At 40.2% G+C, this 25,133-nt stretch carries 27 protein-coding genes; 15 read left to right on the top strand and 12 right to left on the bottom strand.

Going from position 1 to position 25,133, the window contains the following annotated elements; genetic code table 11:
- Positions 1 to 48: 48 nt before the first annotated feature.
- The 5 genes from ABC374_RS21620 to ABC374_RS21600 all read left to right on the top strand — a co-directional run bounded on the left by ABC374_RS21620 (position 49) and on the right by ABC374_RS21600 (position 4,800).
- Positions 49 to 1,113, top strand: a complete 1,065-nt coding sequence (locus ABC374_RS21620) for a C45 family autoproteolytic acyltransferase/hydrolase (protein ID WP_350300302.1) — start codon at positions 49 to 51, stop codon at positions 1,111 to 1,113.
- 204 nt (positions 1,114 to 1,317) lie between these two features.
- On the top strand, positions 1,318 to 1,608 hold the full coding sequence (locus ABC374_RS21615; RefSeq protein WP_034305497.1) for a DUF3817 domain-containing protein: 291 nt from the start codon (positions 1,318 to 1,320) through the stop codon (positions 1,606 to 1,608).
- Positions 1,609 to 1,767: 159 nt separating this feature from the next.
- A complete protein-coding gene (locus ABC374_RS21610; protein ID WP_413019700.1) occupies positions 1,768 to 2,535 on the top strand; it encodes an ABC transporter ATP-binding protein in 768 nt (255 codons plus the stop codon).
- A complete protein-coding gene (locus ABC374_RS21605; RefSeq protein ID WP_413019699.1) occupies positions 2,522 to 4,441 on the top strand; it encodes an ABC transporter permease in 1,920 nt (639 codons plus the stop codon). Before ABC374_RS21610 ends, ABC374_RS21605 begins: the two co-directional genes overlap by 14 nt.
- A 5-nt stretch (positions 4,442 to 4,446) precedes the next feature.
- Positions 4,447 to 4,800, top strand: a complete 354-nt coding sequence (locus ABC374_RS21600) for a YxeA family protein (RefSeq protein WP_413019698.1) — start codon at positions 4,447 to 4,449, stop codon at positions 4,798 to 4,800.
- A gap of 45 nt (positions 4,801 to 4,845) precedes the next feature.
- On the opposite strand, the gene ABC374_RS21595 is transcribed toward ABC374_RS21600, so the two are convergent.
- Together ABC374_RS21595 and ABC374_RS21590 are read right to left on the bottom strand one after the other, a co-directional pair.
- Positions 4,846 to 6,234: a sensor histidine kinase gene (locus tag ABC374_RS21595; protein ID WP_413019697.1), complete on the bottom strand. Its 1,389-nt coding sequence runs from the start codon at positions 6,232 to 6,234 to the stop codon at positions 4,846 to 4,848.
- The gene (locus ABC374_RS21590) at positions 6,231 to 6,941 is read right to left on the bottom strand and encodes a response regulator transcription factor (RefSeq protein ID WP_413019696.1); all 711 of its coding nucleotides are present in this window, start codon (positions 6,939 to 6,941) and stop codon (positions 6,231 to 6,233) included. Before ABC374_RS21590 ends, ABC374_RS21595 begins: the two co-directional genes overlap by 4 nt.
- 329 nt (positions 6,942 to 7,270) lie before the next feature.
- Between ABC374_RS21590 and ABC374_RS21585 the strand changes: the two genes are divergently transcribed.
- Positions 7,271 to 8,446, top strand: a complete 1,176-nt coding sequence (locus tag ABC374_RS21585) for an MFS transporter (protein ID WP_413019695.1) — start codon at positions 7,271 to 7,273, stop codon at positions 8,444 to 8,446.
- Positions 8,447 to 8,520: 74 nt separating this feature from the next.
- Here ABC374_RS21585 and ABC374_RS21580 read toward each other — a convergent pair whose 3' ends face one another.
- From ABC374_RS21580 to ABC374_RS21545, 8 genes are all read right to left on the bottom strand, one after another.
- Positions 8,521 to 9,258: an amino acid ABC transporter ATP-binding protein gene (locus ABC374_RS21580; RefSeq protein ID WP_413019694.1), complete on the bottom strand. Its 738-nt coding sequence runs from the start codon at positions 9,256 to 9,258 to the stop codon at positions 8,521 to 8,523.
- Between the two features lie 29 nt (positions 9,259 to 9,287).
- The gene (locus ABC374_RS21575; RefSeq protein WP_387551429.1) at positions 9,288 to 9,992 is read right to left on the bottom strand and encodes an amino acid ABC transporter permease; all 705 of its coding nucleotides are present in this window, start codon (positions 9,990 to 9,992) and stop codon (positions 9,288 to 9,290) included.
- Positions 9,976 to 10,800, bottom strand: a complete 825-nt coding sequence (locus tag ABC374_RS21570) for an amino acid ABC transporter substrate-binding protein (protein ID WP_350300294.1) — start codon at positions 10,798 to 10,800, stop codon at positions 9,976 to 9,978. Before ABC374_RS21570 ends, ABC374_RS21575 begins: the two co-directional genes overlap by 17 nt.
- A gap of 300 nt (positions 10,801 to 11,100) precedes the next feature.
- Positions 11,101 to 12,690, bottom strand: coding sequence for an S-layer protein (locus tag ABC374_RS21565; protein WP_413019693.1), 1,590 nt, complete (start codon positions 12,688 to 12,690; stop codon positions 11,101 to 11,103).
- 250 nt (positions 12,691 to 12,940) lie between these two features.
- The gene (locus ABC374_RS21560) at positions 12,941 to 13,525 is read right to left on the bottom strand and encodes a YjgB family protein (protein WP_413019692.1); all 585 of its coding nucleotides are present in this window, start codon (positions 13,523 to 13,525) and stop codon (positions 12,941 to 12,943) included.
- 277 nt (positions 13,526 to 13,802) lie between these two features.
- Positions 13,803 to 14,273: a DinB family protein gene (locus tag ABC374_RS21555; RefSeq protein WP_413019691.1), complete on the bottom strand. Its 471-nt coding sequence runs from the start codon at positions 14,271 to 14,273 to the stop codon at positions 13,803 to 13,805.
- A gap of 275 nt (positions 14,274 to 14,548) precedes the next feature.
- On the bottom strand, positions 14,549 to 14,962 hold the full coding sequence (locus ABC374_RS21550) for a GNAT family N-acetyltransferase (RefSeq protein ID WP_413019690.1): 414 nt from the start codon (positions 14,960 to 14,962) through the stop codon (positions 14,549 to 14,551).
- Positions 14,963 to 15,080: 118 nt separating this feature from the next.
- Entirely contained in the window at positions 15,081 to 15,311 is a 231-nt protein-coding gene (locus ABC374_RS21545; protein WP_413019689.1) for a hypothetical protein, read from the bottom strand.
- Positions 15,312 to 15,524: 213 nt separating this feature from the next.
- Here ABC374_RS21545 and ABC374_RS21540 point away from each other — a divergent pair, with 213 nt between their 5' ends.
- The 4 genes from ABC374_RS21540 (at position 15,525) to ABC374_RS21525 (ending at position 19,009) form a co-directional block, all read left to right on the top strand.
- Positions 15,525 to 16,415 (top strand): TIGR01777 family oxidoreductase, encoded by an 891-nt coding sequence (locus ABC374_RS21540; protein ID WP_413019688.1) that lies wholly within the window; start codon positions 15,525 to 15,527, stop codon positions 16,413 to 16,415.
- A 61-nt stretch (positions 16,416 to 16,476) separates the two neighbouring features.
- Positions 16,477 to 17,670 carry an LL-diaminopimelate aminotransferase gene (locus ABC374_RS21535; RefSeq protein ID WP_413019687.1) on the top strand — a complete coding sequence of 398 codons (1,194 nt, stop codon included), beginning with the start codon at positions 16,477 to 16,479 and terminating at the stop codon, positions 17,668 to 17,670.
- A gap of 389 nt (positions 17,671 to 18,059) precedes the next feature.
- Positions 18,060 to 18,332, top strand: a complete 273-nt coding sequence (locus tag ABC374_RS21530; protein ID WP_350300286.1) for a phage holin — start codon at positions 18,060 to 18,062, stop codon at positions 18,330 to 18,332.
- Positions 18,333 to 18,529: 197 nt separating this feature from the next.
- Positions 18,530 to 19,009, top strand: coding sequence for a C40 family peptidase (locus ABC374_RS21525; RefSeq protein WP_413019686.1), 480 nt, complete (start codon positions 18,530 to 18,532; stop codon positions 19,007 to 19,009).
- An 86-nt stretch (positions 19,010 to 19,095) separates the two neighbouring features.
- On the opposite strand, the gene ABC374_RS21520 is transcribed toward ABC374_RS21525, so the two are convergent.
- Together ABC374_RS21520 and ABC374_RS21515 are read right to left on the bottom strand one after the other, a co-directional pair.
- Positions 19,096 to 19,632: a GDYXXLXY domain-containing protein gene (locus ABC374_RS21520; RefSeq protein ID WP_350300284.1), complete on the bottom strand. Its 537-nt coding sequence runs from the start codon at positions 19,630 to 19,632 to the stop codon at positions 19,096 to 19,098.
- Entirely contained in the window at positions 19,625 to 20,683 is a 1,059-nt protein-coding gene (locus tag ABC374_RS21515; RefSeq protein WP_413019685.1) for a DUF2157 domain-containing protein, read from the bottom strand. Before ABC374_RS21515 ends, ABC374_RS21520 begins: the two co-directional genes overlap by 8 nt.
- 233 nt (positions 20,684 to 20,916) lie before the next feature.
- Here ABC374_RS21515 and ABC374_RS21510 point away from each other — a divergent pair, with 233 nt between their 5' ends.
- From ABC374_RS21510 to ABC374_RS21490, 5 genes are all read left to right on the top strand, one after another.
- Positions 20,917 to 21,237, top strand: coding sequence for a PadR family transcriptional regulator (locus ABC374_RS21510; RefSeq protein ID WP_101225495.1), 321 nt, complete (start codon positions 20,917 to 20,919; stop codon positions 21,235 to 21,237).
- Positions 21,234 to 21,788 (top strand): HAAS signaling domain-containing protein, encoded by a 555-nt coding sequence (locus ABC374_RS21505; RefSeq protein ID WP_350300282.1) that lies wholly within the window; start codon positions 21,234 to 21,236, stop codon positions 21,786 to 21,788. The genes ABC374_RS21510 and ABC374_RS21505 overlap by 4 nt, the downstream gene beginning before the upstream one ends.
- Positions 21,781 to 22,575 carry a DUF4097 family beta strand repeat-containing protein gene (locus ABC374_RS21500; RefSeq protein ID WP_413019684.1) on the top strand — a complete coding sequence of 265 codons (795 nt, stop codon included), beginning with the start codon at positions 21,781 to 21,783 and terminating at the stop codon, positions 22,573 to 22,575. The genes ABC374_RS21505 and ABC374_RS21500 overlap by 8 nt, the downstream gene beginning before the upstream one ends.
- Before the next feature lie 237 nt (positions 22,576 to 22,812).
- Positions 22,813 to 23,775, top strand: coding sequence for a sensor domain-containing diguanylate cyclase (locus ABC374_RS21495; protein ID WP_413019683.1), 963 nt, complete (start codon positions 22,813 to 22,815; stop codon positions 23,773 to 23,775).
- Between the two features lie 138 nt (positions 23,776 to 23,913).
- Positions 23,914 to 25,110 carry an MFS transporter gene (locus ABC374_RS21490; RefSeq protein WP_413019682.1) on the top strand — a complete coding sequence of 399 codons (1,197 nt, stop codon included), beginning with the start codon at positions 23,914 to 23,916 and terminating at the stop codon, positions 25,108 to 25,110.
- Positions 25,111 to 25,133: the final 23 nt, after the last annotated feature.

Here is a 25,133-nt window from a genome sequence, read left to right as displayed (position 1 = left end):
CAAGTATTCTTAACTTGAATAGCAACTACTGTAAATGAGGGATAAGCCGTGAAGCAAATATATAGTGATGTCATACAATTTAGGGGTACACATTATGAGTTTGGATACATGCAAGGGGAGGAATTAAAAGATTCACTAACGGTAAAAAATCGTGAAGATCAGTGGAAGATCAGGCAGCCTCGGTTTACGGTTGAAGAAGAAGAGGTCAAGAAAGCAATTACACAATTCGCCCCTGGAGTTTGGGAAGAATTACTGGGGTTGCAAGAAGCGCTGAAATGGCCAATTGACCGCGTACTGCAAGAGTTTGGTGGATACCGATTGGATTATGTTCGGTCGGGCTGTTCGATCATGACAGGCGATGATTATCTCATTCGCAATTATGATTACCACCCAAAGACCTATGAAGGACGCTATGTCCTATTCCAGCCAACCGATCAAGGGTATTCAAGCATCGGCCCGAGTCAGCGAGGGACTGGTCGGATGGATGGAATGAATGAAAAAGGTTTGGTGATAGGCTATAACTTCATGAATCGCAAGAATCCTGGTGATGGTTTCATTTGCTGCATGATTGGCAGACTGATTGTTGAATCTTGTGCAAACGTTCAAGAAGCGGTCGCGATGTTGAAGGAAATCCCGCATCGTCATTCTTTCACTTACGTCGTTTATGATAAAAGCGGAAGTACCTATATTGTGGAAACCTCCCCGAGAAATGTAGAGGTGCGCACGTCAAATGCCTGTACAAATCACTTTGAAATCATGAAAAATGAAAACCGTAACCATCTTATCGATTCAAAACGCCGATTAGAGATCATCCAAGATCACGAAGGGAAACTTTCATCTGCCTACGATGCTTATAGGTTGTTTAATGATACCAACCAAGGTGTCTTCTCGGATTTATATAGCAGCTGGGCGGGAACGATTCATACATCCGCTTATTTACCTAAGAAAATGAGAGCTTGGATTGCCTTGGGAGGGAACCAGGAGCCGACTTCAATAGATTTTGCAAAATGGCTCGAAGGGGAAGATGTTGAGTTAAAACGAATCAAAGGTGTAATTGATACGGATATTCCCTTCGTGCATATGGATGAGGGAGCGAATTGGTTTCGAAATTGAACGTCTTTAAGTAAATTTGAACCTTGTGTTGTTAACTGGCCCAATCCTTGGATTGGGCTTTTGTTGTTCTATTTTTAGGCAAACCTGGTACTATTTATTAGTGGATGTCACAGTAATATAATATGATGAAGTAACAGATTTTGGATTAGGACAAGAAGCTGGATTTGTGTGCCGTACTTGTACAATGAATAAGGGGATGAGCGAATGTTTTCGACAGCTATTGGTTGGTTTCGGTTTATTACAATAATTGAGGGAATCTCATATGTTTTATTGCTTGCCATTGGTATGCCCATTAAGTACATATTGGATATTGGGGAAGCAACACTCATTTTAGGCAGCATCCATGGTTTCTTATTTGTCGTATTTGGGCTTTTATTACTTTATGTAAGCATCATATCAAAATGGTCCTTTTTAAAAATGGCGATGATTTTCATCGTTTCATTCATTCCATTTGGTAATTTTGTAATCGATCGCAGGCTTCTGAAGCAAAGTTAAATACTTTTACTTTAAAAAAATCCCATAAAAAAACGTCTTGCTATTTAAATGGCAGGCGTTTTTTTTATGGATTTAAGCTTGCTGTAAGGTTGGCACAAAGATGCTGTAAGAATGGGCATGTAAAGTATAAGTATCAACAATACTGAAGAGGTGAAACAAATGGAACCATTATTAAAAGTGAAAAATATAAAAAAAACATATGGTAAATCAAGCGCTGCCTACACAGCGCTGGAAAATATATCTTTTGACATACATGCAGGGGAGTTTGTAGGGATCATGGGACCTTCTGGAGCGGGGAAATCGACGTTACTCAATTTGTTAGCAACCATTGACTCGCCGACTGAAGGGGAAATTTATATGAATGATACGAGCATTCACGATATGAAAGGGGCTGACTTAACGGATTTCAGACGTGATAATCTTGGTTTCATCTTCCAGGATTACAATTTGCTAGACTCATTGACTGTGAAGGAAAATATATTATTACCACTGGCGATTGCGAAAGTTCCAGCGAAAGAAATTACTGCCTTGGTGAATCGTATTGCTAAAGTATTCGGGATTGAAGGTTTATTAGCTAAATATCCATACCAAATCTCCGGTGGGCAAAAGCAAAGAACAGCTGCAGCCAGAGCGCTTGTGACGGAGCCAGCATTGATCCTGGCAGATGAGCCAACAGGTGCACTTGATTCAAAATCAGCAACAGGTCTGCTGGAAAGCTTAAGTGAACTGAATGAAAATAATAATTCCACCATCATGTTGGTGACACATGATGCATATGCCGCAAGCTTCTGCCGGCGGATCATTTTCATCAAGGATGGGACGCTTTCAACAGAAATTTATCGTCGTGGCCAATCACGTAAAGCTTTCTTCCAAGAAATTATGGATGTCCTTGCAACAATTGGAGGTGAGGTAGATGACGTTATTTAGTCTGGCGAGAAAGAATATTGCTCGAAACCTCTCCCAATATTTTTTATATATCGCATCCATGGTATTTAGCATTATCATCTATTTTACATTTGTAACATTAAAATATAGCGACACAGTTGCAGAACAAACGGCTTCATCACAAAAATTAGGTTCATTAATGAGTGGTGCTGCAGTCATCCTGATTTTCTTCGTTGCCATTTTCATTGCCTATTCCAATTCATTCTTCATGAAAAAACGTAAAAAAGAAGTGGCATTATATGCATTGCTTGGCGTACGTAATCGTCAGATTGGTTTTATGCTCTTCTTTGAAAACCTATTGCTAGGCTTGGTTTCATTGGTTGTGGGAATTTTACTTGGATTTCTTTGTTCAAAAGGGTTCATGACAGTTTTGATCTATTTAATGGGCTATGATGTCATCGCACCATTTACTTTTTCGGTATCTGCAGCATTGAACACCTCTATCGTATTTCTGATTATTTTCTTGGTGACATCTTTCCAGGGCTATCGTTTAATTTATCAATTTAAACTAATTGATCTCTTCCATGCATCGAAAAAAGGGGAAGCAGCCCCGAAGCCATCAATGATTGTAGCCATTATGGGAATTTTCCTGATTGTCATGGGTTATTGGTTGGCGATGCAAGATCTTTTTACTTCTAAAGTGTGGGAAAAGGTCGGGTTTTTAATGACAGCACTCATTATATTGACAACAGTTATTGTCGGTACGTTTCTCTTGTTTCATAGCGTGACAGGCTTTGTGTTAGCCGTGATTAAGAAAAATGAAAAATGGCTATGGAAAGGCCTTCATATAATGACGATCTCGCAACTGCTGTATCGCATTCGGGGTAATGCACGTACATTGACCGTAATTGCGGTGTTAAGTGCTACAACTGTAACGGCCGGCGGTGCGGTTTATGGTCTTTATTACAATGCAAATGACCAAGTTATGACCGTTGATCCGAACACCTTCATGTATCAGCTTACGGATGCAAAAAGCGATCAACAAGTGAGCGCTGTATTGTCAGATACAAAGTATGATGAAAATATTGAAGCACTATCTGTCACATTTAATACGAAAGAACTTAGCAAGGGATCAGCATTCGATAGCTCTGATAAAAGGATTTACACGGTTATCGACGAAAAAACATATAACAAATTAGCAGAAGTTCAAGGCAAGGAAGCACTGCTTGTGAATAATGACAAAGCAGTAATTTTAGATATTGGATATGACAAAAGGTTCTCACCTATATATAAGGACAAAACCATCACGACAGAAAACAACACGGCAATCACATTCCAAAGTTTTAAGACACAAACAGTTTTAAATGCGAAAACAGCAGGCATAGCAGTGGTTGTATCGAATGATCAATTTAAATCATTGCAAAAAGAAGGGGAAGCCCTAAGCTATCGTGTTATCGGGGTTGATCAAGCTTCCACTGATTTATCGGGGGAAATTGCAAAACAATTGCCTGAAGAAGCCCTATTTTCCAGTGCCCCTCAAGATTTTCAAACAAGCATTGAAAGTGTAGGCTCATTGCTCTTTATCGGAAGCTTTCTTGGTCTTGTTTTTTTAGCGGCAACAGGCAGTATCATTTACTTTAAAGTTCTAACGGAAGCTGAGGAAGATAAATCACAATACAATATGCTTCATAAAATGGGCGTTAACGCAAAAGAAATGCGGAAATCCACTGCATCACAAGTGTTTGTAATCTTTTTCGTTCCACTTGCAGTGGGGTTATTGCACAGTGCGGTTGCTTTAAAAGCCTTCTCGGGCTTATTGATGATGGACCTGGCAAAACCTGTGTTGATCTGGATGATCGCTTATACGGTCATTTACGGTCTGTATTATATCTTAACGGTAGCTTCCTATAATCGTATTATCACACAAAATAATAAAACAGAAGGATGATCGAGATGAAGAAATTTATTATGGTAGTTGGCATTTTGTTTATACTGGGAGCGGCAGGGGTCTTCGCGCTTACTAAAATAGACTTTAACCGCATGAATGCCGATAATTATTATTTGCAAATTACAGAGGATGGGGTACAACATGAAACCAAACTGGATGATGGTTCAGTGATGACTTACTATTCTTATAAACTGGACGCCAAAAATGCAGATGGTGAAACGATACCCCTTGAATTCACGGCACAAAAAAACCTTCGAAAAGACGCTTACTTAAAGATGTACGTGAAAAATGGTGATGAGGTTTCGTCATATGATGAAGTGAAATTTGAGGATATTCCAAAAAAGGCACGAACAAAATAAATGAAAGAAGGGCTGTCTGTAAATTATGGACAGCCCTTTAAATAATTATAAAAGTATCGTAATTGTGGTTACCTTATTTTCAACGCTAGTCAAATCAAGTTTACCTTTATGAGCCAGAATAATGTCCCTTGCAATGGCCATTCCTAAACCGGTCCCATGTGTACTGGCAGTATTCGTACCTCGATAGTAGCGTTCAAAAACCTGTTCCAAGTCTTTGTCGGGAATACCGCGGCCATTATCGGCAATGGTAATTTTGGTATGAAGTTCCGATTGTGGACCAATATCATCAATTTGTATTTTCACGATTACATTTTCATCATTATGTACGAGCGCATTGTAGATAAAGTTAAAAATCGCCCGTTTCAGTAATTTTTTATCCACTTTATGTGTTGCTTTATCCACATTTGCCTCAAATTCAACCTGTTTATCACCAAATTGTGAATCATTTAAAAGCTCGATCGTCATTTCCCTTATAAACCCAACGATATCAACATCTTCAAATTGCAAAGGAAGTCGTTGGTTGCGCAAACGCATCGTTAAATTGAGATCATCCAACAAATCTTTCATATATACGGACTGTCTATTAATAATGGATGTAAACTCATACAATTCCTGTGGTGTTAATTCAGTGGCATTATCTTTCATCAATTCTGTATACCCATGGATGGAAGCAAGTGGTGTCTTCATGTCATGAGAAACATTGCTAATCCATTCCTCACGCATTTGGTCGAGTTGATCACGTTCCTTTTCATACTGATCCAACTTTATAGATAGTTCATTCATATTGTGAAATACATCCTCATAAACGCCTTTTGGTATACTCATCTTTTTGAAACGTCTTTCGCGAAGCTGCTGTATTCCTTCTATTAAAATGTTAAGTGGTGTCGTTAATCTTTTACCAAATAATAGCCCAATGACTAGGGCGATAATAATATCCACGGTTAAAAACAGTAAAAGTATGATGTTGATGTACTTTAAAATGTGAACATAATTATAGGACATTACATATCGGCCAATTCCTCGATCTTTAACCCCTACAAAATAGCTGAAATCATGAGCTTCGCCGACAAAAACAGTCGTCTCTGCATCAATTTCTTTATACTTATACATTTGGACGATTTCAACAGGAGAATATACGGTTTGCAATTTTTGAGGTGTGTAATAGGCTGCAACTTGTTCACCCTTATCATTCAAAAATTGTATCCAGGCGTTATTGTTCCGCAGTTTTTCCAGTCCTTCTTCATTTACCATCGGTTTGTCATCTATCAGTTCTACATATTGTGAAAAAGATCGGCTAAAGTTTTCCGCAGATTCCTCTTCCGTGTCGAAATGAACAAAGAGTAAGCATAAAAGTAAAATTGTATTTACGATCCCTACGATTACAACAATTGTCACAACGGATCCTAAAAAGCGCCGTGTCAATTTCCACTTCATCTTGTTTCACCCTTTGTTTGTAATTTATAACCAAGTCCTTTAACGGTTATTAAAAAAGAAGGATTTGAAGGATCTGCTTCAATTTTTTCGCGTAAACGGCGAATATGAACCATCACTGTATTATCAGAGCCAAAGTAATCATCGCCCCACACATGTTCAAATAAAGTTTCCTTGCTCAAAATCTGATTTGGGTGATGGATAAAACAGCTCATCAGTCCGATTTCTTTAGCTGTGAGCTCTAGCGTTTTGCCATCCTTTTTCAATTCATTTTCATTTGCACTAAGCTCAAAAGGACCAACTTGAAATTTTTTTGGAGCAGCTTTTTCCTCTGAAAAGCCCGCACGCCTCAGCTGCGCCTTTACCCGATATGCAACTTCCTTCGGACTGAATGGCTTGGTAATATAATCATCCCCGCCAATCGCCAACCCTAAAAGCTTATCAATTTCCTCATCCTTTGCCGACAAAAATAAAATGGGCACATTCGACACTTCCCGAATTTGCTTGCATAAATCATAGCCTTCACCATCTGGCAGCATAATATCTAGCAAGACTAGTGATGGATCGAACTTTTGAAACTTTGCCCACCCATCCGCAATCGTCCCCGCCGTAACAATATTCGGGATACCTTCTTTATGTAAAACCGTCTCCATGAGACGTGCCAAATCTTCTTCATCGTCAATAATTAAAATCCACTGATCATTAGACATTCTTTTACCTCCTAAACATCAATCATACCCTACAGTATAGAGTACCCCTTAACAAAAAATAAGGGGAGGGAAAGTTTTTTAACAAACTCATCCATTATTTTCACGAAATGCCATTACATGAAAAATTAATGTTGAGATCAGGAATCCTGTTGTCTGTTCTGTATTTAGTTAAGGTGGTTTGGGCAAGAAGATCGTGCTTCATACTGATTTGGTAAAGGTTGTATGATAAACTGTTTAAAGTATTGTTAGGAAGATTATGCTAAGTAATATGATTCAGGAATTCATTGCCGTATGCAGCGAATGTGGAAGAGTAAAAGGAGAAAAAAATAATGGAAACAAAAAAGGTGTTACCCGTTCTTTTTTTAGTGATGTTTTTAGTCATGGTCGGATTTGGGATCATCATTCCCGTAATTCCGTTTCTTGCCGAAAAGGTTGGTGGCAGTCCTACTGAGCTTGGACTTTTAATGGCTGTTTATTCATTAATGCAATTATTTTTTGCCCCGGTGTGGGGACGTATATCTGACCGGATAGGACGTAAGCCTGTCATGATAATCGGGATTGCTGGCTTGGCTCTTTCGTTTTTTATCACGGCCTCGGCAGATTCCTTATGGATATTATTTGTAGCAAGGATCATTGGCGGGATTTTGTCATCGGCAAACATGCCAACCGCAATGGCGTATGTGGCTGACATCACGACGCCGGAAGATCGCGGAAAAGGGATGGGAATCATCGGGGCCGCTACAGGGCTTGGTTTCATCTTTGGTCCGGCGATTGGCGGGGTGTTTTCCAAATCAAGTTTGAATTTACCTTTTTACATTGCTGGAATTTCCTCTTTGATTACTTTATTCTTAGTGATTGCGATGCTGAAGGAATCACATACAGTTGAAAAGAGGACCCAGCAGTCAAAAAATAAAGAGTCCATGTGGAAAGCCTTTAGTGGGTCTCTTAAAACCATGTTCTTTCTGCAATTGATCGTCACTCTTTCAATGGCAGGACTCGAAACGACTTTTGCTTATTTTGCAGCCAAAAAGGCTGATATAAGTCTTGTACAATTAGGCTATATCTTTATGATCATGGGGTTTGGGAGTGCGATCGTTCAAGGTGGATTAGTGGGTAGGATGACAAAGAAATATGGGGAAGGCGCGGTCATCCGAATGGGAATCATCGTCTCGGCAGTTGGTTTCATTCTCATCCTGTTTTCTTCCGGGTTCTGGACATCGGCGGTCTTCCTGACGATTTTCGGAGTGGGGAATGGGTTCATCCGGCCGGCAATTTCGGCACTGCTTACCAAAAGTTCCATGACGGGCCATGGCAGTGTCACGGGACTGCTATCTTCCTTCGACTCGTTCGGCAGGATTGCGGGTCCTCCAATCGGCGGTTGGTTATTTTCGATTTCTATTGATTTACCATTTATATCGGGTGCCATCCTTTCCGTTTTTGCTTTGATTCTTTTTCAGTTATACCATGCACGGACACATACTAAACAGGTCCAAGCATCTCATTAATATAATGATGGGCAAAAACCCCCATTTCTAAAAAATGGGGGGGCTGCGAGCGGTGCTTGAATAGCACCGTTTTTTTATTGAATCATATTGAGGAATTTTCGTGTGCGCGCTTCTTTAGGGTTGGTGAAAATCTGCTCGGGTGTTCCCCGCTCCATTATTTTTCCTTCATCCATGAAAATGACTTCATCGGCGACTTCGCGGGCGAAACGCATTTCATGGGTTACCACGATCATTGTCATGCCTTCATCTTTCGTCAGGTCTTTCATGACCTGCAGGACGTCTCCAACTAGTTCGGGATCCAAAGCGGAAGTGGGTTCATCGAATAGCATGACCTTAGGCTCCATGGCCAGTGCCCTTGCAATTCCGACCCGTTGTTGCTGTCCGCCGGACAATTGAAACGGATAAAAATCGATTTTTTCACCTAAGCCCACCTTTGTAAGCAGGGCAGCAGCCGTTTCCTTCGCTTGCTGTTTGGCTATGTTTTTTACAATGATGGGTCCTTCCATTACATTTTCCAATGCTGTTTTGTGGGGGAAGAGGTTATAGCTTTGGAAAACCATCCCTGTCAAACTGCGAAAAGATGTAATCGAATTTTTTCTAACGGGTTTTTTGAAGTCCATTTCCGTTGCATCGATTTCAATCGTCCCGTCCGTTGGCACCTCAAGGAGATTCAAACACCGAAGAAAGGTTGTTTTACCTGAACCGGAAGGACCGATCAATACAATGACTTTACCTTGCTCCACTTCCAAATCGATGCCCTTTAATACTTCAAGGTCACCAAACGATTTATGAAGATTCTTAATGTTGATCATTTTAAAATCTCCTTTAACTACTGCGGTTCTTATTTTGCTACATAACGATTAAGTCTGTCCTCTAAACTTCCTTGAATGAAAGATAGAATGGTACACAAAATCCAATATAAAGCAGCTGCTTCTATGTAAAGTAGTAGAAATTCATAGTTTTTTGCAGCGATTTCTTGAGCTTTACGGAATAATTCCGTTACAAGAATGAGTGAGGCAAGCGATGTATCTTTTAAAAGGCTAATGAACGTATTGGATAATGGGGGAATGGATACCCGTGCAGCTTGAGGCAAAATGATGCGCTTTAAAGCTTGGGTATATGTCATCCCGATTGAATAGCCTGCTTCCCATTGCCCTTTTGGTATGGATAAAATGGCTGCCCGGATAATTTCCGAAGCGTATGCTCCCACATTTAAAGAGAATCCTATAATAGCCGATATGAAAGGATTGATGGTTACACCTAAATTTGGAAGTCCATAGAAAATGATAAATAATTGCACAAGTAAAGGTGTCCCGCGGATGATTGACACATATACACGCGCAATTATTTGAAGAATCCTTATGGAAGATAATCTGGCCAATGCTGTAAGTACAGCAAGAATAAGGCCGAGAACGAATGTGATCAATGTTAGTGGAATCGTATATTGAATAGCTCCCTCTATCATAGGATAGAGGGAGGTTTGAGCGATGGAAACAAGCTGGTTCATACGCTCGGGGTCAGCAAAAATATTACTTAGGAGAAACATCTTCACCAAACCATTTATCCGAGATTTTCGCGTACGTGCCGTCGTCTTGCATTGCTTTAAGTGCTTTGTTTACTTCTTCCACTAATTTGCCGCTGTCTTTTCTGAACATTAAACCACTTGCTACTCCGCTTTCTTCCTCATCAGCCACTTTGATAGGTGCATCCGGGTGTTGCTTTTTATAATCAAGGTACGATAATTTGTCATTGATCGTGGCATCTACACGTTTAGAACCAATAAGCTGTACGGATTGAGAAAATCCTTCAATACCTGTAACTTCAGCACCATGTGATTTGGCTAGATCATTGTAGTTACTCGTTAATGATTGTGCAGAGGTCTTGCCTTTTAAATCATCGAAGGATTTAATATCCGTATTATCTTTGTGTACCAGTAATACCGCTCCTGATTGAATATATGGGTCAGAGAAATCATATTTCTTTTGACGGTCTTCATCGATGCCCACTTGGTTTGCGATCATATCAAAACGTTTTGCATCCAAGCCTGCAAACATGCCGTCCCATTGTGTTTCCTTGAATTCAGCTTTTACTCCAAGGCGTTTTGCCACTTCTTGAGCAATTTCAACATCAAACCCCGTTAGTTTATCTGAATCATCGTGGAATGTGAAAGGAGGGTATGTACCTTCTGTTCCAACAGTTAATACGCCATCTTTTTTGACTTTATCATATAGACTTTCTTGTGAAGAAGATTTATTGCCGGTATCGTTTGCCTCATTTTTTGTATCGGTACCACAAGCGGTAAGTACAACCGTGAAAGCTAACAATAGCGATAAAAGTGCAACCATTTTTTTCATTTGGGTAAACCTCCTAGTAATCTGATAGGGATTGATACTCTGTGATACTATACAAGAAAAGGAAAAAAGTCAATGAAAATAACTTATATCATTAGTGTTAATGAAACTTGGTGAATTATACGGTTTTTCACGCATGGAAGTGAAAATAAAACTAAAAGAAAGGTGTATCGTCATCCAGGGAAGGAACTGAACCGATATCCATTCTAAGGAGACAAAAAACCCCTTATCCACGTCAACTATTAGCTAAGTGGAAGAGGGGCTTTTTGGACTGTCCAGAACTATTTCAGGATTCTTTTTAACTTAGTGTTTACCATGATTTTTATCCTCTACACTGACGAAGATAGGGTTTGAATAGAACCAAAGGTCTTTATAGTTACGTTTGTTTATTTCTGAAAAGCGTGTTTCGTTATCCTCGATTTCAGTCTTTGCATCGATCAGCGGTTCACCGTCCATCGTTTCTCCAGAGACATTTTCCCCTAGATTCGTGCCGCGCAAACGGAAATATTGATCCTTATTTGCTTTGACTTTGTAAGTGATGGCATGAAAACCATCGCGATCGCTTTTCCAGTCTTTACTTGTAAAGCGTTTAACCACTTTTGTCGTATCATTGGTGTCTTTATTATAAGCAGGTGTTCCAGGATCTGCTTTCCCGGTTACTTCCCCGGAAATCAGATCCACGTGATCCACCTTGACCGGGTCCCCGTTATTGTTCTTTTGGGGGCTCTTAAATCGGATGGTAATCTTGACCATCTGTCCTTCCTTCACTTTAAGATCCCCGCCCATATCTGCCTTGTTGTTTCCGTTTTTAGCTTGGAAATTAAGGGCGTCGATCAAGTCACCAAAAACAGAGAAGGATTTCCCTGATCGCATGCCATCAAGGACGGATTGCATCGATGAACCATTTACCCATGTATAATTCTTGGAATATTCACCTGGCCAGTAGCCGCTTGAGTATAGGCGGTTTTCACTGATTTCAAAATGGGAGTCCGAATTGGAAAAGTTCCAGAACTTACGACCTTCCCCAAGAAGCGCATCCCATGCACCTCCTACCTTAGCGAGCATGTAATCGGAACCGCCGTAGGTCCGGTTTTCCGGTGTTGTCAGATTTAAACCGCCTCTATCCGGCTCCATCTGGTTACCTGGCATACCTTCAAATCCGAACATGACATCCGGGGCTATATTGTTGAAGTCGCGAAAATCAGATATGTTGTACACCCTTTTTCTTGATGGGTGGTTCAATATGGCATAACTTGTATTCTTATAATTTTTCTCGAGCCATGCCAATGCTGTTCGAGCGTCCTCGGATGTCTTATTGGCTCTTTGATCCTGTGCTTTCCAGACGGCTACATCATCAGGATCAAACATCTTTTCATCCTGGTTGGTGAACAGGTATTCGAACTGATTGCTAGCTTTCAGACTTTTCGGTGAGCTCGGCTGGTCTCCCAGAATTCCTATGCCGACATGCTCGTATGTGGGCATATCCCATTCGAGGCCTGAAAAGATGACTTTATTTTTAAATTTGCCCTCTTTTTGCAGTTGCTCCATTTTCGGGGCTTGATATTGTATGATTCCCTGAGATAGCGGTATCGGCCCGCCTGGAATCAAATTTCCCTCAGCATCCCTTGAAGACATCCTCAAGTGGTCGGAAATTCCCTTCCAATCCATACCATACTTATCAAATGCGTTATTCAGCAAGCTCTCAAGGCTCTGTGATCCCTCGGCATCATCGGACTGAGTGGTATGGGCATGATATTCCCCCTTCATCCATCTGCCTCCCGGATCTGTCTGATTGTCTTCTGCATCTTTTGCAGCAACCGCGGCTGGAAGACCCTGAAAGAGGATGGCTATGCTTAGAACCGATACTGTGAAAGCCCTGAATTTATTAATCATTTTACTGACACCCTCCATATATTGAAATAATTTTGAACAAGCTAATTTTATTGTAAAAATATTAAGAATCCGTTTGGGGTGAGTATGGTTTATGTAAATGAAATGAACCTTTTGCTTCCATTATCTGATTTTGGCAGTGACACGGCTTTGAAGTTGAAGAGGAAAGAAGGGGGAGGGGCTTGAAACAAAAAAAGGTTGCAGAGATAATTTGCATTCTCTGCAACCTTCGACAACCATTTTGCCATACATATTAATTAGCTTCGAGTAGATTGATATGATCTACAGTTTGATCTTCACCAACAATGAATTGCAGTTCATAAATTCCGGTCTTGTAAATGTAGTTTATTTCATTCGTACTGGAAATGTGGCGTATTTCGTCAGCACTGCCGAGTTGTTTTCCTAAAACTTTAGGAGTGATGCTTCCTAGGTTATGGTCCCGTTCTACATTTGTCCCAAAATATCGGATTTGTGAGATGGTTTTGTCATCGTTATAGGCAAATGCAAATCCTGGATGCCCCATTTCTGCATGGTAATAGTCAAAAGCTTCATCTGGGTTACCTGGCTCAGGGGGAGGACCAAATGCATCATATACTTCTTTTTGGGTGTTTTCATTAATTTTCAAACCCACGGCAGTATAAGGCATTTCCCCTGAAAAAGCTTTGTTGTAGATTTCATGTAAGGTGGTAAGAGCGTGTTCCTTAGCTATGCCAGAAGCGGAATCCATTGTAGATGCAGCCCCAACCGGTTCTGTTGGAAACGATGCACCTGCTCCTAAAAGTGAACCGGTTAGAATAACGGCGCTGACCATTCTGGCCGCCGGTTTTTTTGATAACATTTCTTATCCCTCCTATATCATTACTTTTCCACAATTTTCTAACGTGAAACATGTTCTTGATGATCCACTGGATTGTTTGATTATCGTAGAGCATCAGGCCCGTAGGCGCAAAGGCGCCGTGAGGCTCCCGGACCGCCCGCGGAAAGCGAGTGCTTGGAGCGGAAATCAACATCCAAATTGTACAAGCAAAAAAACTGTAGGCAAACTCGATTTTCATCGAGTTTGCCTACAGTCTGGGTGCTTCATTGTGATGAAACACCCTTTGAAAATGATGCAGTTAATCCCAAACGCTGATTCTGGGAACTCCAGCAGTTCTTAAGTAGTCTAATAATTGACCAGTATGTACAGATTCATGATAAGCGATCCTTAGCAACATATCTCCTAAATCCCTGATATACCCAATATCGGAGCGATCAATTTTAATAGTGGATAAGTCGTCCTCGCAGAAGGATATGATTGTTTCCAAAAAATCACGTCTGTAAGGTTCCGCAAAGTTTAATTCGGCTTCGACAGAGATAAGCGGCTGTTTTTCAAATGGTGATTCATAAACGGGTAAGCTGCCTTGATTTTTAATGGATAAATGATAGTAATGTTCACTATCAAGGACATGTCTAACCATTTCTAAACAGCTCATTGCCTTGTCGTCTGGCTTCCAATGTAGTGTGCCTTTAGGTATTGAAGTCCATAGTTTAATGTTTCTTCTTCTAACCTCTTCCAGATTCAAGATGATAAGTTCTATCGATTTCATAAAGATCCCCCTTTTTGCAGGTATACATTCACTATACACTAATGGAAGGTGGAAATAATGGGATTCATTTGAAAAAATAGAAAATTGAATTAACTATTTGAGGTAGTGAATTTATTGCGTATTCCTACCATTATTTATGAGAGTACAAGGAAAATGCCTATGAATTCCAGCAGAATTTACAGGCGATTTCATTCCCTAGTTTTGTATGGAGGAACACATTGTATTTTCACAATCTATCTTCTTTAATTACGCAAAGAGGGGACAGGTGGCACTTGTTATATAAAGGATTGAATTAGAATGTCATCTTGATAAGTTAAAATTGGTTTAAAGCCAAAGTCTTTAAATTTTTGCAATGCTTCAGGGTTATTTTTGTTTACCAAACCGGACACTGCAAGGATCCCTATTTCTCTCGCATAAGCTACTAATTTCGGTAAAAGGGATTGTAGAATTCCCTTTCCTCTATATTTCTTGTCAAGGACTACATAATTAACATGAGCGACTTTATATAAATAAAGATTATAACAAAGAAACCCCACTACTTTACCTTTATCATTACAAATCACAAGTACCTTATGTGACCTTTGCAAAATTTCATGTACTGTATCAGACGAAACCCGAAAATTACTTACCGTAATATCCGTTAATTTCTTGATATCTTTTTTAGGTTTCCAGTCTCGAAAATACATCATAACTTCTCCTTTTTCTCTATTAAACCAAAATGCGGAAAATCCTATTATTATTTATTAATATGGAAACCCTTTAAAAGATTCCAAAGGGTTTCCATGTTAATCTCAAAAAAGAAATCTCTTAATCCCTTTTGATTTTCTTGATTGAAATAGGTTCCTTGATTGAAGTACCTCTATTATTCTTTAATAAATCTTTTAAGATTCTTTTCAAGGCAGACCTAACACTGCTATTTCCATTTTCGGAATTACCATTACCTGAACCGCCATTATTGGATCCACCATTATTGGATCCGCCATTATTGGATCCACCATTATTGGATTCACCAGTTCTTCTTAGTTTTTTGCTTGACACTGCAATCATCCCTTTGCTTTATAAATTTTCACATTACTAATTTATGTGTAATATTCTTTTTTGCTTGGACAAGTTCACCATTTGTTACATGCGTTATGTATTCGTGATACCAATTAATGTAATAAGGTGGTATAATTGTGAAATAATTCACAAAAAGGACCAAATTGGTTTTAATTGGACCTATTCATTCATAAAAGAAAGCGGGTTGGTTATATGCTGAAGAAAGTGGTTTTAGCTGGCGGGACTGGTTTTGTCGGTCAATACTTTGAAAAGCATTTCAGGAATTTGGGATATGAGGTAAGGATCATCTCCAGGCAAACCCCGCATACTGGCTGGGAAGATATAGAAGGAATAAGGGAAACGATCGATAATTCGGATATGTTAATCAACCTAGCAGGAAAAACGGTCAATTGCCGCTACAATGCCAAGAATAAGAAAGAAATATTGGATTCACGAACCGATACGACTGGAGTGATAGGTAAGGCGATTGAACAATGTGAAAATCCTCCATCATTATGGATAAACTCAAGTACTGCAACGATATACAGGCATGCTGAGGATAAACCAATGACAGAGGGGGATGGTGTAATCGGTTCAGGCTTTTCCGTAGATGTTGCGAAAGCGTGGGAGCGCTCATTTTTCGATTTCCGATTACCCAGGACGAGACAAATCGCTTTACGGATCGCCATTGTATTGGGAGATGGGGGAGTGATGACCCCATATAGGAATTTGGTTAAATTCGGACTGGGAGGTCATCAAGGATCAGGAAATCAGAAATTCAGTTGGATACATATAGAAGATTTATTTAACATTGTCCTTTTTCTAAGAAAGAATCAGGATTTGAGCGGGGTATTCAATTGTTCATCGCCGCATCCAGTTACAAATCGTGAATGGATGGCTCATTTGAGAAAGCTCATGAATATTAGGATGGGACTGCCCTGTCCAACACCCATGCTTGAAATGGGGGCTTTCTTTATGGGTACCGAAACGGAATTGATATTAAAAAGCCGGTGGGTCATACCTGAGAGATTGGAAAAGGCGGGGTATGCATTTAAATTCCCTCATCTTGATGAGGCTCTGGAACAGATATTGATGAATTCTTAAAATACTCGAGATTGATTGCTATAATGATAGATAGAAATCATTAATGGAGGGGAATTGTAGAATGAATATGACTCCATCTGAAAAAGTCGGAAGATTCACAACAGGGATATTTTCAGAGTTGGCGAAACGCAAGCAGGATGCAATGAAACGTGGGCTGGATGTTATCGATTTGAGTGTAGGAAGTCCGGATTTACCACCGCCTGATTTCGTAGTGGATACGCTTGTGAAGTATGCGCAGGATCCCAGTTCCTATGGGTATACGTTAAAAGGTACGCCTGAATTCCATGAGGCAGTCCGTTATTTTTATCGGAAGCGTTATGGAGTGGAGCTGGATGCAGAAAGGGAAGTCCTCCAACTGATGGGATCGCAGGATGGGCTTGCACACTTGGCAACGGCGATGATAAACCCTGGAGATTATGTGCTGGTGCCAGATCCGGGATATCCAATTTATGAAGCGAGTGTAGAGCTTGCCGGCGGAATCATTTATCCGATGCCGCTTACTGCCGAAAATGGATTCCTGCCGCAGCTCAACGGAATTCCGGATGAAATAGTGAAAAAGACTAAGATGATGATCATCAGTTATCCAGGAAATCCTGTCACCGCCCTTGCTGATGAAGCTTTCTTTTCGGAAGTCATATCGTTTGCGAAAAAGAACGAGATCATGGTGGTTCACGATTTTGCTTATTCCGAATTGATTTTTGATGATCATCCCCAAATTAGTTTTATGGCCATTCCTGGTGCCAAGGAAGTGGGGATTGAGTTTAACTCACTTTCCAAAACTTTTAACATGGCCGGCTGCCGCATTGGGTATGCGGTGGGCAATCGAGAGGTGCTGAACATCCTGGGAACGTTGAAATCACACATCGATTATGGGGTTTTTTATCCTATCCAAAAAGCTGCCGAGATGGCGCTAACTTCCAATCTTTCGCTGCTGTCCGAACAGGTTAAGGAATACGAGTCCCGACGTGATGCCTTGATATCAGGTCTTGCGGAAGGGGGCTGGCACGTGCCGAAAACTTCAGCTACCATGTTTATTTGGGCCAGAATTCCTGCTGGCTGGAAATCGTGGGATTTTGCTTATGCATTGATTGAAAAAGCAGGGGTGACGGTCGTTCCAGGCGATGCTTTTGGGAAGCAGGGTGAAGGGTATGTCCGGATTGCCTTGGTCCAGCCGGTCGAGAGATTGACAGAAGCTGCTGAGCGGATCAGAATGTTTTTGCAGGAAAAAATGGAGTGTGAAAAATCTAGCATTTAATATATTCAGGTTATAAATTGGCTCAGCAGTATAAACGGTTTTGGCTGGCAGTATCCATTCCGGGGGAGATTGAGAGAAAAGATTTGCGGACGGTGACTTCCTTTAGAGGCAGAAGCTTATTTAGTAAAGGAAGGAATCAACTGGCACACAAAGGAGTATATAGAGCTTGAGGAAGTTGTTGCTTACTTGTTAAAGTGAGGCGCTCTCTAGTGTTTTTAAAAACTACTTTGAAGTTTGAGAGAAGGTCCATCCACCGATGGGCTTTTTTTTATGTAATGGGAAACTAGAGAGATTTATGGAATTTCCGAACGTAAAAAGGACAAGCCGCATAATATATAGCAAGTCCGCATCCATTTTCGGACTTAATATGATAGAGAGGGGGAAAAGCAATGATCAACTGGAAAGTGCGTCTTAAGAATCCGACGTTTATATTCACGGTACTCCTTCCTGGGCTTTTATTATTGGCGCAGATGGTTGCCGCGTTCATAAACAATTTCATTACCCCTATAGGCTTTACCATTACTGATGATGCATTGAACGGGGCTTTAGGCATCATTAACTTCATAGCGCTTACATTCTTTGGGGTCGGCGGTGTGGTCGATCATACCACTAAAGGTCTAAGCGATAGTGAGAATGCACGACAATACGAGGAGCCTAAGTAATGGGCACTATTCTTTCATCTATTGAAGAGTAGAATATACCAGATAACACCGTAACTTGCTACACAACGGCGTTATCTGGTTATTTGTTTTTTTGCAAAAATGATGATCGCACCAATTAAAAATGATTTTGGTCTGAAAACCGAAATGAAGCATACATTTAAAATTGTGGTTCATTTTCAGTTTAGGGAGGAAAAAGGATGAGTTATAGTTTACCAGTTTCAAAATGGCTTGCAGCCATAGTTTTGATCGGAGCATTATTGACGGTATTCATATTCAGTCCGGCTAATGCTTCAGCCTCTATCAATTATGGCGATGAAGTTGCCGCTTTGGCAAAGAAGCAGGTGGGAAGCAAATATAAATATGGGGGGACGACCCCTAAAGGGTTTGATGCTAGCGGTCTAACCCAGTATGTATATAAAAATGCCGCCACAGAAATGAAGATTCCAAGAACGAGTGCGGACCAGTATAAAACGGGAAAGGCCGTTAAGCAAAAAGATTTAAAAGCGGGCGATTTGGTCTTCTATGCGACAGGTAAGAAAGGGCAGGTCTCTTTTGTAGGAATCTATTATGGAAATGGTACATTTATCGGTACCACCACCAAAGGGGTCAAGGTGGTCAAAATGAGTGATAAGTATTGGAAAGAAAAATATATAGGGGCAAAACGTGTCATTAAGTAACATCTGATATTCATATGAAAAAAGTCCAGCAATAAAAAGAGCATCGAAAAACCGATGCTCTTTTTGCTAGTCATTTCCGGGTTCATTCATTTAATGATGATATCCGTTAAAACAACATTCCCATTACGAACCTTTACGACGGCGACTGAAGGATTGGCCAATGCTTCCTTCTCCATTTCCTTTGCCTTTTCTTCGGATGCGAAATAATTGTCCAGACCGTATCTGATTTGAATGGTTTCAGCATTTTGCAGGTCATATGGGATTTCCAATTCCCCTTTTAGGTAAACGCCTTTGCCGGGTTTTTCTTTCGTTACGTAATCGACAACGTATAGTCCATCCTTATTTTGTTTTAAACGTACATATACCTTTTTAAAATCACCCATATTTCTTGTATGGAACTCGGTTTTAATCGAGTCATCGACTTGTGATGGCTTAACGGATTCAATTTCATATTTCAAAGCCACATAGCTTCCCCTAAACAAATCAGTCGGGTCGACCGGGGCTGTTTTGATCTTGATTACATCTCCTGTCATTGTTGTCCAGACCGGAGGAATCGCCAAGACTAACAGAATCAAGACTGGAATGGAAAATACGATAAGTGGCCGGAATAACGGATTATTCATTGAGCTCCCCTCCTTTTTTTCGTTGATTTTCAAAGAAGAAGCCAAAACCGATAAGCATTATTCCACCGATGATGAATGTAAGCGATTTTGGCAGGAAGTCAAAGGAGTAGATGTAATATCTGAAAATCAGTGCACATATTATCACGATACTGGTCAAACTGCCTTTTAGAATGAGATAAAGCAGAAAAACGAAATAAGCTAAAGGGAACCAGATTGAAAAATCAAAGGTAAGGAAGAGTGCGGTTATACCATGTAAGATATGCCCTTGTATGTGGGTGATGTTTTGTAGTTTGGCTCTTACCGGAATATAGGCAAGTACGATTCCCAGTACAAACAAAATGGAAAGGACAATCGTATTCGAATTTTCAAACTCCAGCTTAGGCACGAATTCCATAAGAAATAAGGCAATTGTATTGATGGCTAAAGCGTTAATGAAAAAGGTCAGATATTTAGGGTAATCGAATTTCTTTAACATAATGTATAAAGCCGGTAGAAATACAAGAATGGCAAGCGGATAAGACGTTTCATCAACGAATATACTTCCGTTAATATAAATGAAAAGCAGGAAAGATGTAAAAAGGAGAACGAAGACATCCTTCAAATAATATCCAATGAATACCGTACCGATCGCCCATAATAAAAAGGAACTATTGAAATTGATGCTGATATTAAACATCTGCTCGATTAAAAAAATCCCTGCACCAAAGATCAGAATACCTGCATAATGCAGACTTCGTGACGTTTTGGGAAAGCGTACCTGCACCTTCACGCCAGCAAAGTTCACTCCGATGAGGCATGCAATGATAAGCAGGAATTTAACCGCTTTACTTAAATAGATCCAGTTACTGGCTACGAAGGTCAATACGCCCAAACCTAAAAGAAGTGCGCCAATGGATAATAGAATAGTGATGAAGCTCAAATTACCTTTTACGTCATAGGAATCTAACATCCTCACTTTCTCTTGCTGGGAGATGACTCCTTCCTTTTCAAGGTAATTAAATTCATGTTCAAGAAACTCGAATTGCTTTTTTGTTATTTCTTTGTTGGCCAAAGTAACTCCTCCTTCCACATTTTACTATTATACATCGTATTCTCTTGCAGCTTTGAATATAATGTTAATTTTCTTCTACCCTTATTGGAATGCATGTAAAACCAAAAAAATATTTATAGTACCTTGCAATGAACAGTACCATGTGGTAAATTATTTACATATGATGTATTGTTCGGTGTTCAGTACTGTTTATTGAACTATACTAAAGAACTCTTGGAAGGAGTGTTGGTGCTATGAATGTGCAATTTAAGAAAGGTGTCCTGGAACTATGTGTCCTGGTCTTATTGGATAAGCAGGATCGCTATGGGTATGAACTTGTACAGAAGATATCGGATCAAATTGAAATATCGGAAGGATCGGTATATCCACTTTTACGACGATTGACGAAGGAAGAGTATTTTACGACATATTTACAAGAATCAACAGAAGGGCCTCCGCGCAAGTATTATACATTAACCGACAAAGGCCGGAGATACCTTCAAGAGTTGTTGACGGAATGGAATGAATTTTCCAATGGGGTCAATCAATTAATTAAGGAAGGTGTGAACCAATGAATAAAGAACAATTTTTAAAACAATTGAATGCTTCTTTAACCAGACTTTCCTTAGAGGAACGGGAAGATATCCTTCAAGATTACGAAGAGTACTTCGAAATTGGAAAGGAAGAAGGAAAGTCAGAGCAGGAAATCTCCAAATCGCTTGGGAATCCTAAACAGATTTCCAAGGAACTGATGGCATCCTATCGTCTTGGTCAGGTCGAACAAACGACTTCTGCAGGTAATGTAATGCGGGCAGTTTGGGCAGTCATTGGTTTGGGATTCTTTAATTTAGTGATCGTTTTGGGGCCATTTATAGCATTGATCGGAGTTGTCATTGCAGGATGGGCTTCGGCGATAGCGTTCATTCTAGCTCCGTTTGGCGTTCTTTTTAACCTTGCGATAGGTAACTTTCAATTATTCGATCTTTTCTTCGCATTGGGACTATGTGGGATTGGCATTTTCATTGCCATGGGAATGTTTGTCGCTACTAGTGCTTTAACTAAAGGGTTCGTTCGCTATTTAAAATTTAACGCTTCTCTTGTGAAAGGCGGTTTGAAAAATGATTAATGTAAAAAAATTATCGATCTTTGCACTTGTATTGTTATTGATCGGAGTAATAGGAAGTATGTTTACGTTTTCCCAAGTGACGAATAAGGAAACTACTACAGAGGAAAAAACGATATCGGAAATCGTAACGGACATTCAGATCGACACTGACAATGCAGCTGTAGAGATCGTTCCAACGAAGGATAAGGAGACCAGGATAGAGTTGGTTTCAAAAGGGATGGATGTTTCCAAGTTGGATTTCACTGCAGATGTGGAAGGGAAGAAGCTTTCGGTACAATTAAAAGATCGACGTACCTTTAGCTTTGGTTTTCATATTCAATCCCTACATTTAAAGGTGTATGTGCCTGATGAATCTTATAAATCCTTTGTCGCCGAATCCGATAATGGAAAATTGCAAATATCAGGATTGAAAAGCGAAAATCTAAAAGTGAAATCTCAAAATGGCCGGGTAGAATTAAATGATATAATAACCGAAAAAGTTGAAGTGAAATCTGCTAATGGAAAAGTAGAGCTTAATAATGTGGAAGGAAAACTGGTTGGGTCATCGAATAACGGTAAAATCACATTGGTCACGAAAGACTTGGATAGGGAGATCGACTTCGAAAGTAATAATGGTAAAATCATGATCAAAACGGAGAAGGAACCGACAAATACAACTTTCGATGTTCATGTTGACAATGGGAGAGTGGATATCCTTGGTAAGTATGAGGGAGATACTGTCATTGGCAAAGGTGAAAATCTAGTGAAATTGGAAACTAATAATGGGAAAATCGAGATAACGAAATAGTCGTGAAGCATGAAAAAGCCGATCCAATTGGAATCGGTTTTTTTCAATTATGCGGTCATTGCTAGAAGCTGTCCCCTTTACTTAAGGAGTAAAGGAAAAACATTTAAAGTTTTTCCTTTTAGAAGTTTTGGAATTATAATAAATAAAGGATAATTATGTTAAAAGTAATGTGTGTAAGTCCGCCATCAAATCTAAAGATTTTAATGAAAATGACTTCAAAAGTATGGGGGCTGTGGAATGAAATTCAATAAATTGTCATTGGATATATTTAAACGTTCGATCTTCACTCGCAAGAAAAGGGAAAAGGACTATCAGAAGAAAGGATTCGAAGTGCAAAAAAAGGTTTTTAATATAGTGGAAAGTTCTCAGGATATTATCTACTGCTACGAAACAAACCCAAGTTCCGAGTTTAGGTACCTAAGTCCATCCATCAATACACTTTTAGGTCAAGGTGTCTTGGAAGAAGCATACAATGACCCTTCCTCCCCTTTCGGAAGGATTCATCCTGATGACTTTGAAATCTTGAATGAAAAGATATATGGTGGGATTGATTATACTAAGCCGGTCATTCAACGCTGGAGAAATATCGAGGGGGATTTTTTGTGGTTCGAGGAATATGCTACACCTATATATGAAAAAGAGCAATTGGTAGCCGTTCAAGGAATCATTCGCAATATCGATGAAAGAGTGAGATTCATACAGGATATTGAGTATCAAATGTCCCATGACCCATTAACGAATATCCATAATCGACAGTTTTTTGATAATATATTTGCCAAATCCAATCTGGATTTTGATACTCCGGTTGCCATGATTCTGTGTGATTTAGATGAGCTGAAATATATGAATGATACGTATGGCCATAAGAAAGGGGATGAATTGATTAAAGAAGCGGCCAATCTATTGAAACGGATTTTCTCGGACATCGCTGTTTTAGCGAGAGTGGGAGGAGATGAGTTTGCCATTCTGCTGATTGATAGAAGCAAGCGAGAAGTGGAATCTCTTTGTGAATTATTAAAGGAAGAAATCCTTTTGCAAAACTCCCTAAAAAAAGGCCCTCACATCAGTATGTCATTCGGGCATGCTTACCGTTCGCATTCAAAAGGAAATATGGATAGTTTATTCATGGAAGCGGATCAAAAAATGTTTCAAGATAAACGGCGAAGAAAAGAACAGAAACTCGTTAGGGCGGGTAGATGAAAGATATAGGGGGAGCCCAGTGTCATACTGGGCTTTTATTTATATATATATATTTAGGTACACGAAATAAATCATTCGCTTATTTTAACCAATTTTAGTAAACTGGCAATGACTATTATAATTAGAAGGTGAAGGGATATGAGGGAAACCTTAGTGGATGAACGGGTAAGAGGGACTGATAAAATCTGGACACGTGATTTCATCATGATCTGTTTGGCAAATATGTGCATCTTCATGGGTTTTCAAATGACGATGCCGACCCTCCCGCTGTTTGTAGAACAGCTTGGCGGTGACGATCGCCTGGTGGGGGCTGTCCTTGGAATCTTCACTTTTTCGGCCTTGCTCGTTCGGCCAATTGCCGGCAGATTATTGGAGACGAAGGGAAGGCGCATGATTTTTCTTGCCGGTTTAGCCATTTTTGCATTGTCAGTGGGTTCCTTCGGTTTTATGGGGAGCATCGGCTTGTTATTCATGATGCGGATTGTACAGGGCGTCGGCTGGGGATTTTCCTCAACGGCTTCAGGAACGATTGCTTCCGATATAATCCCTGCGAAACGGCGTGGTGAGGGGATGGGGTATTACGGATTATCGGGTAACTTAGCATTGGCATTCGGGCCATCATTGGGTCTTTTTCTAGTTACGGTCCTTCCGTTTCAAGAGTTGTTTTTGATCTGTTCATTATTAGGATTGTTTGCCATCGTTACAGCATCACTTATTCGGTATCAAAAAGGGGAAAGTGATCCTTCCGCGGCTGTCAGGGCCAAAAGGTTTGATATATATGAAAAAAGTGCCCTTCAGCCATCATTGCTCATTTTCTTCATTTCCGTTACATTTGGTGGAATTGCAACCTTCCTTCCCCTGTATACAGCGGAAAAAGGTGTAGATGGAATTCAGTGGTACTTTTTAGTATATGCAATGGCCCTCATGGTCACGAGATTATTCGCAGGTCGATTATATGACCGAAGGGGACATCGAGCCATATTCGTGCCTTCAACAGTACTCATCATGGCTGGGATGCTCCTGCTTGCGTGGATGCCGAGTGAAGCGGTCCTTTACATTGCGGCAGTGCTTTATGGATTCGGATTCGGTTCTGTCCAGCCTGCGCTGCAGGCATGGTCGATTGAAAAGACGGCACCCAATCGGAAGGCGATGGCGAATGCCACATACTTTTCATTTTTCGATCTTGGAGTGGGCATAGGAGCCATCGTGTTCGGGCAGATAGGCTTCCTCTTCGGCTATAGGAGCATCTATATCACGGCAGCCGCCTCGATTTTCATTTCAATGATCGTTTATTTATGCATTATCAGGAGCGAGGATAAAGTAAAATCAATATAGGGACGTTGGATGGCTTCTATGGA

This window comes from Peribacillus phoenicis (assembly GCF_047238085.1).
Lineage (GTDB): Bacteria > Bacillota > Bacilli > Bacillales > DSM-1321 > Peribacillus.
This window is presented reverse-complemented; position numbering and strand designations above follow the sequence as displayed.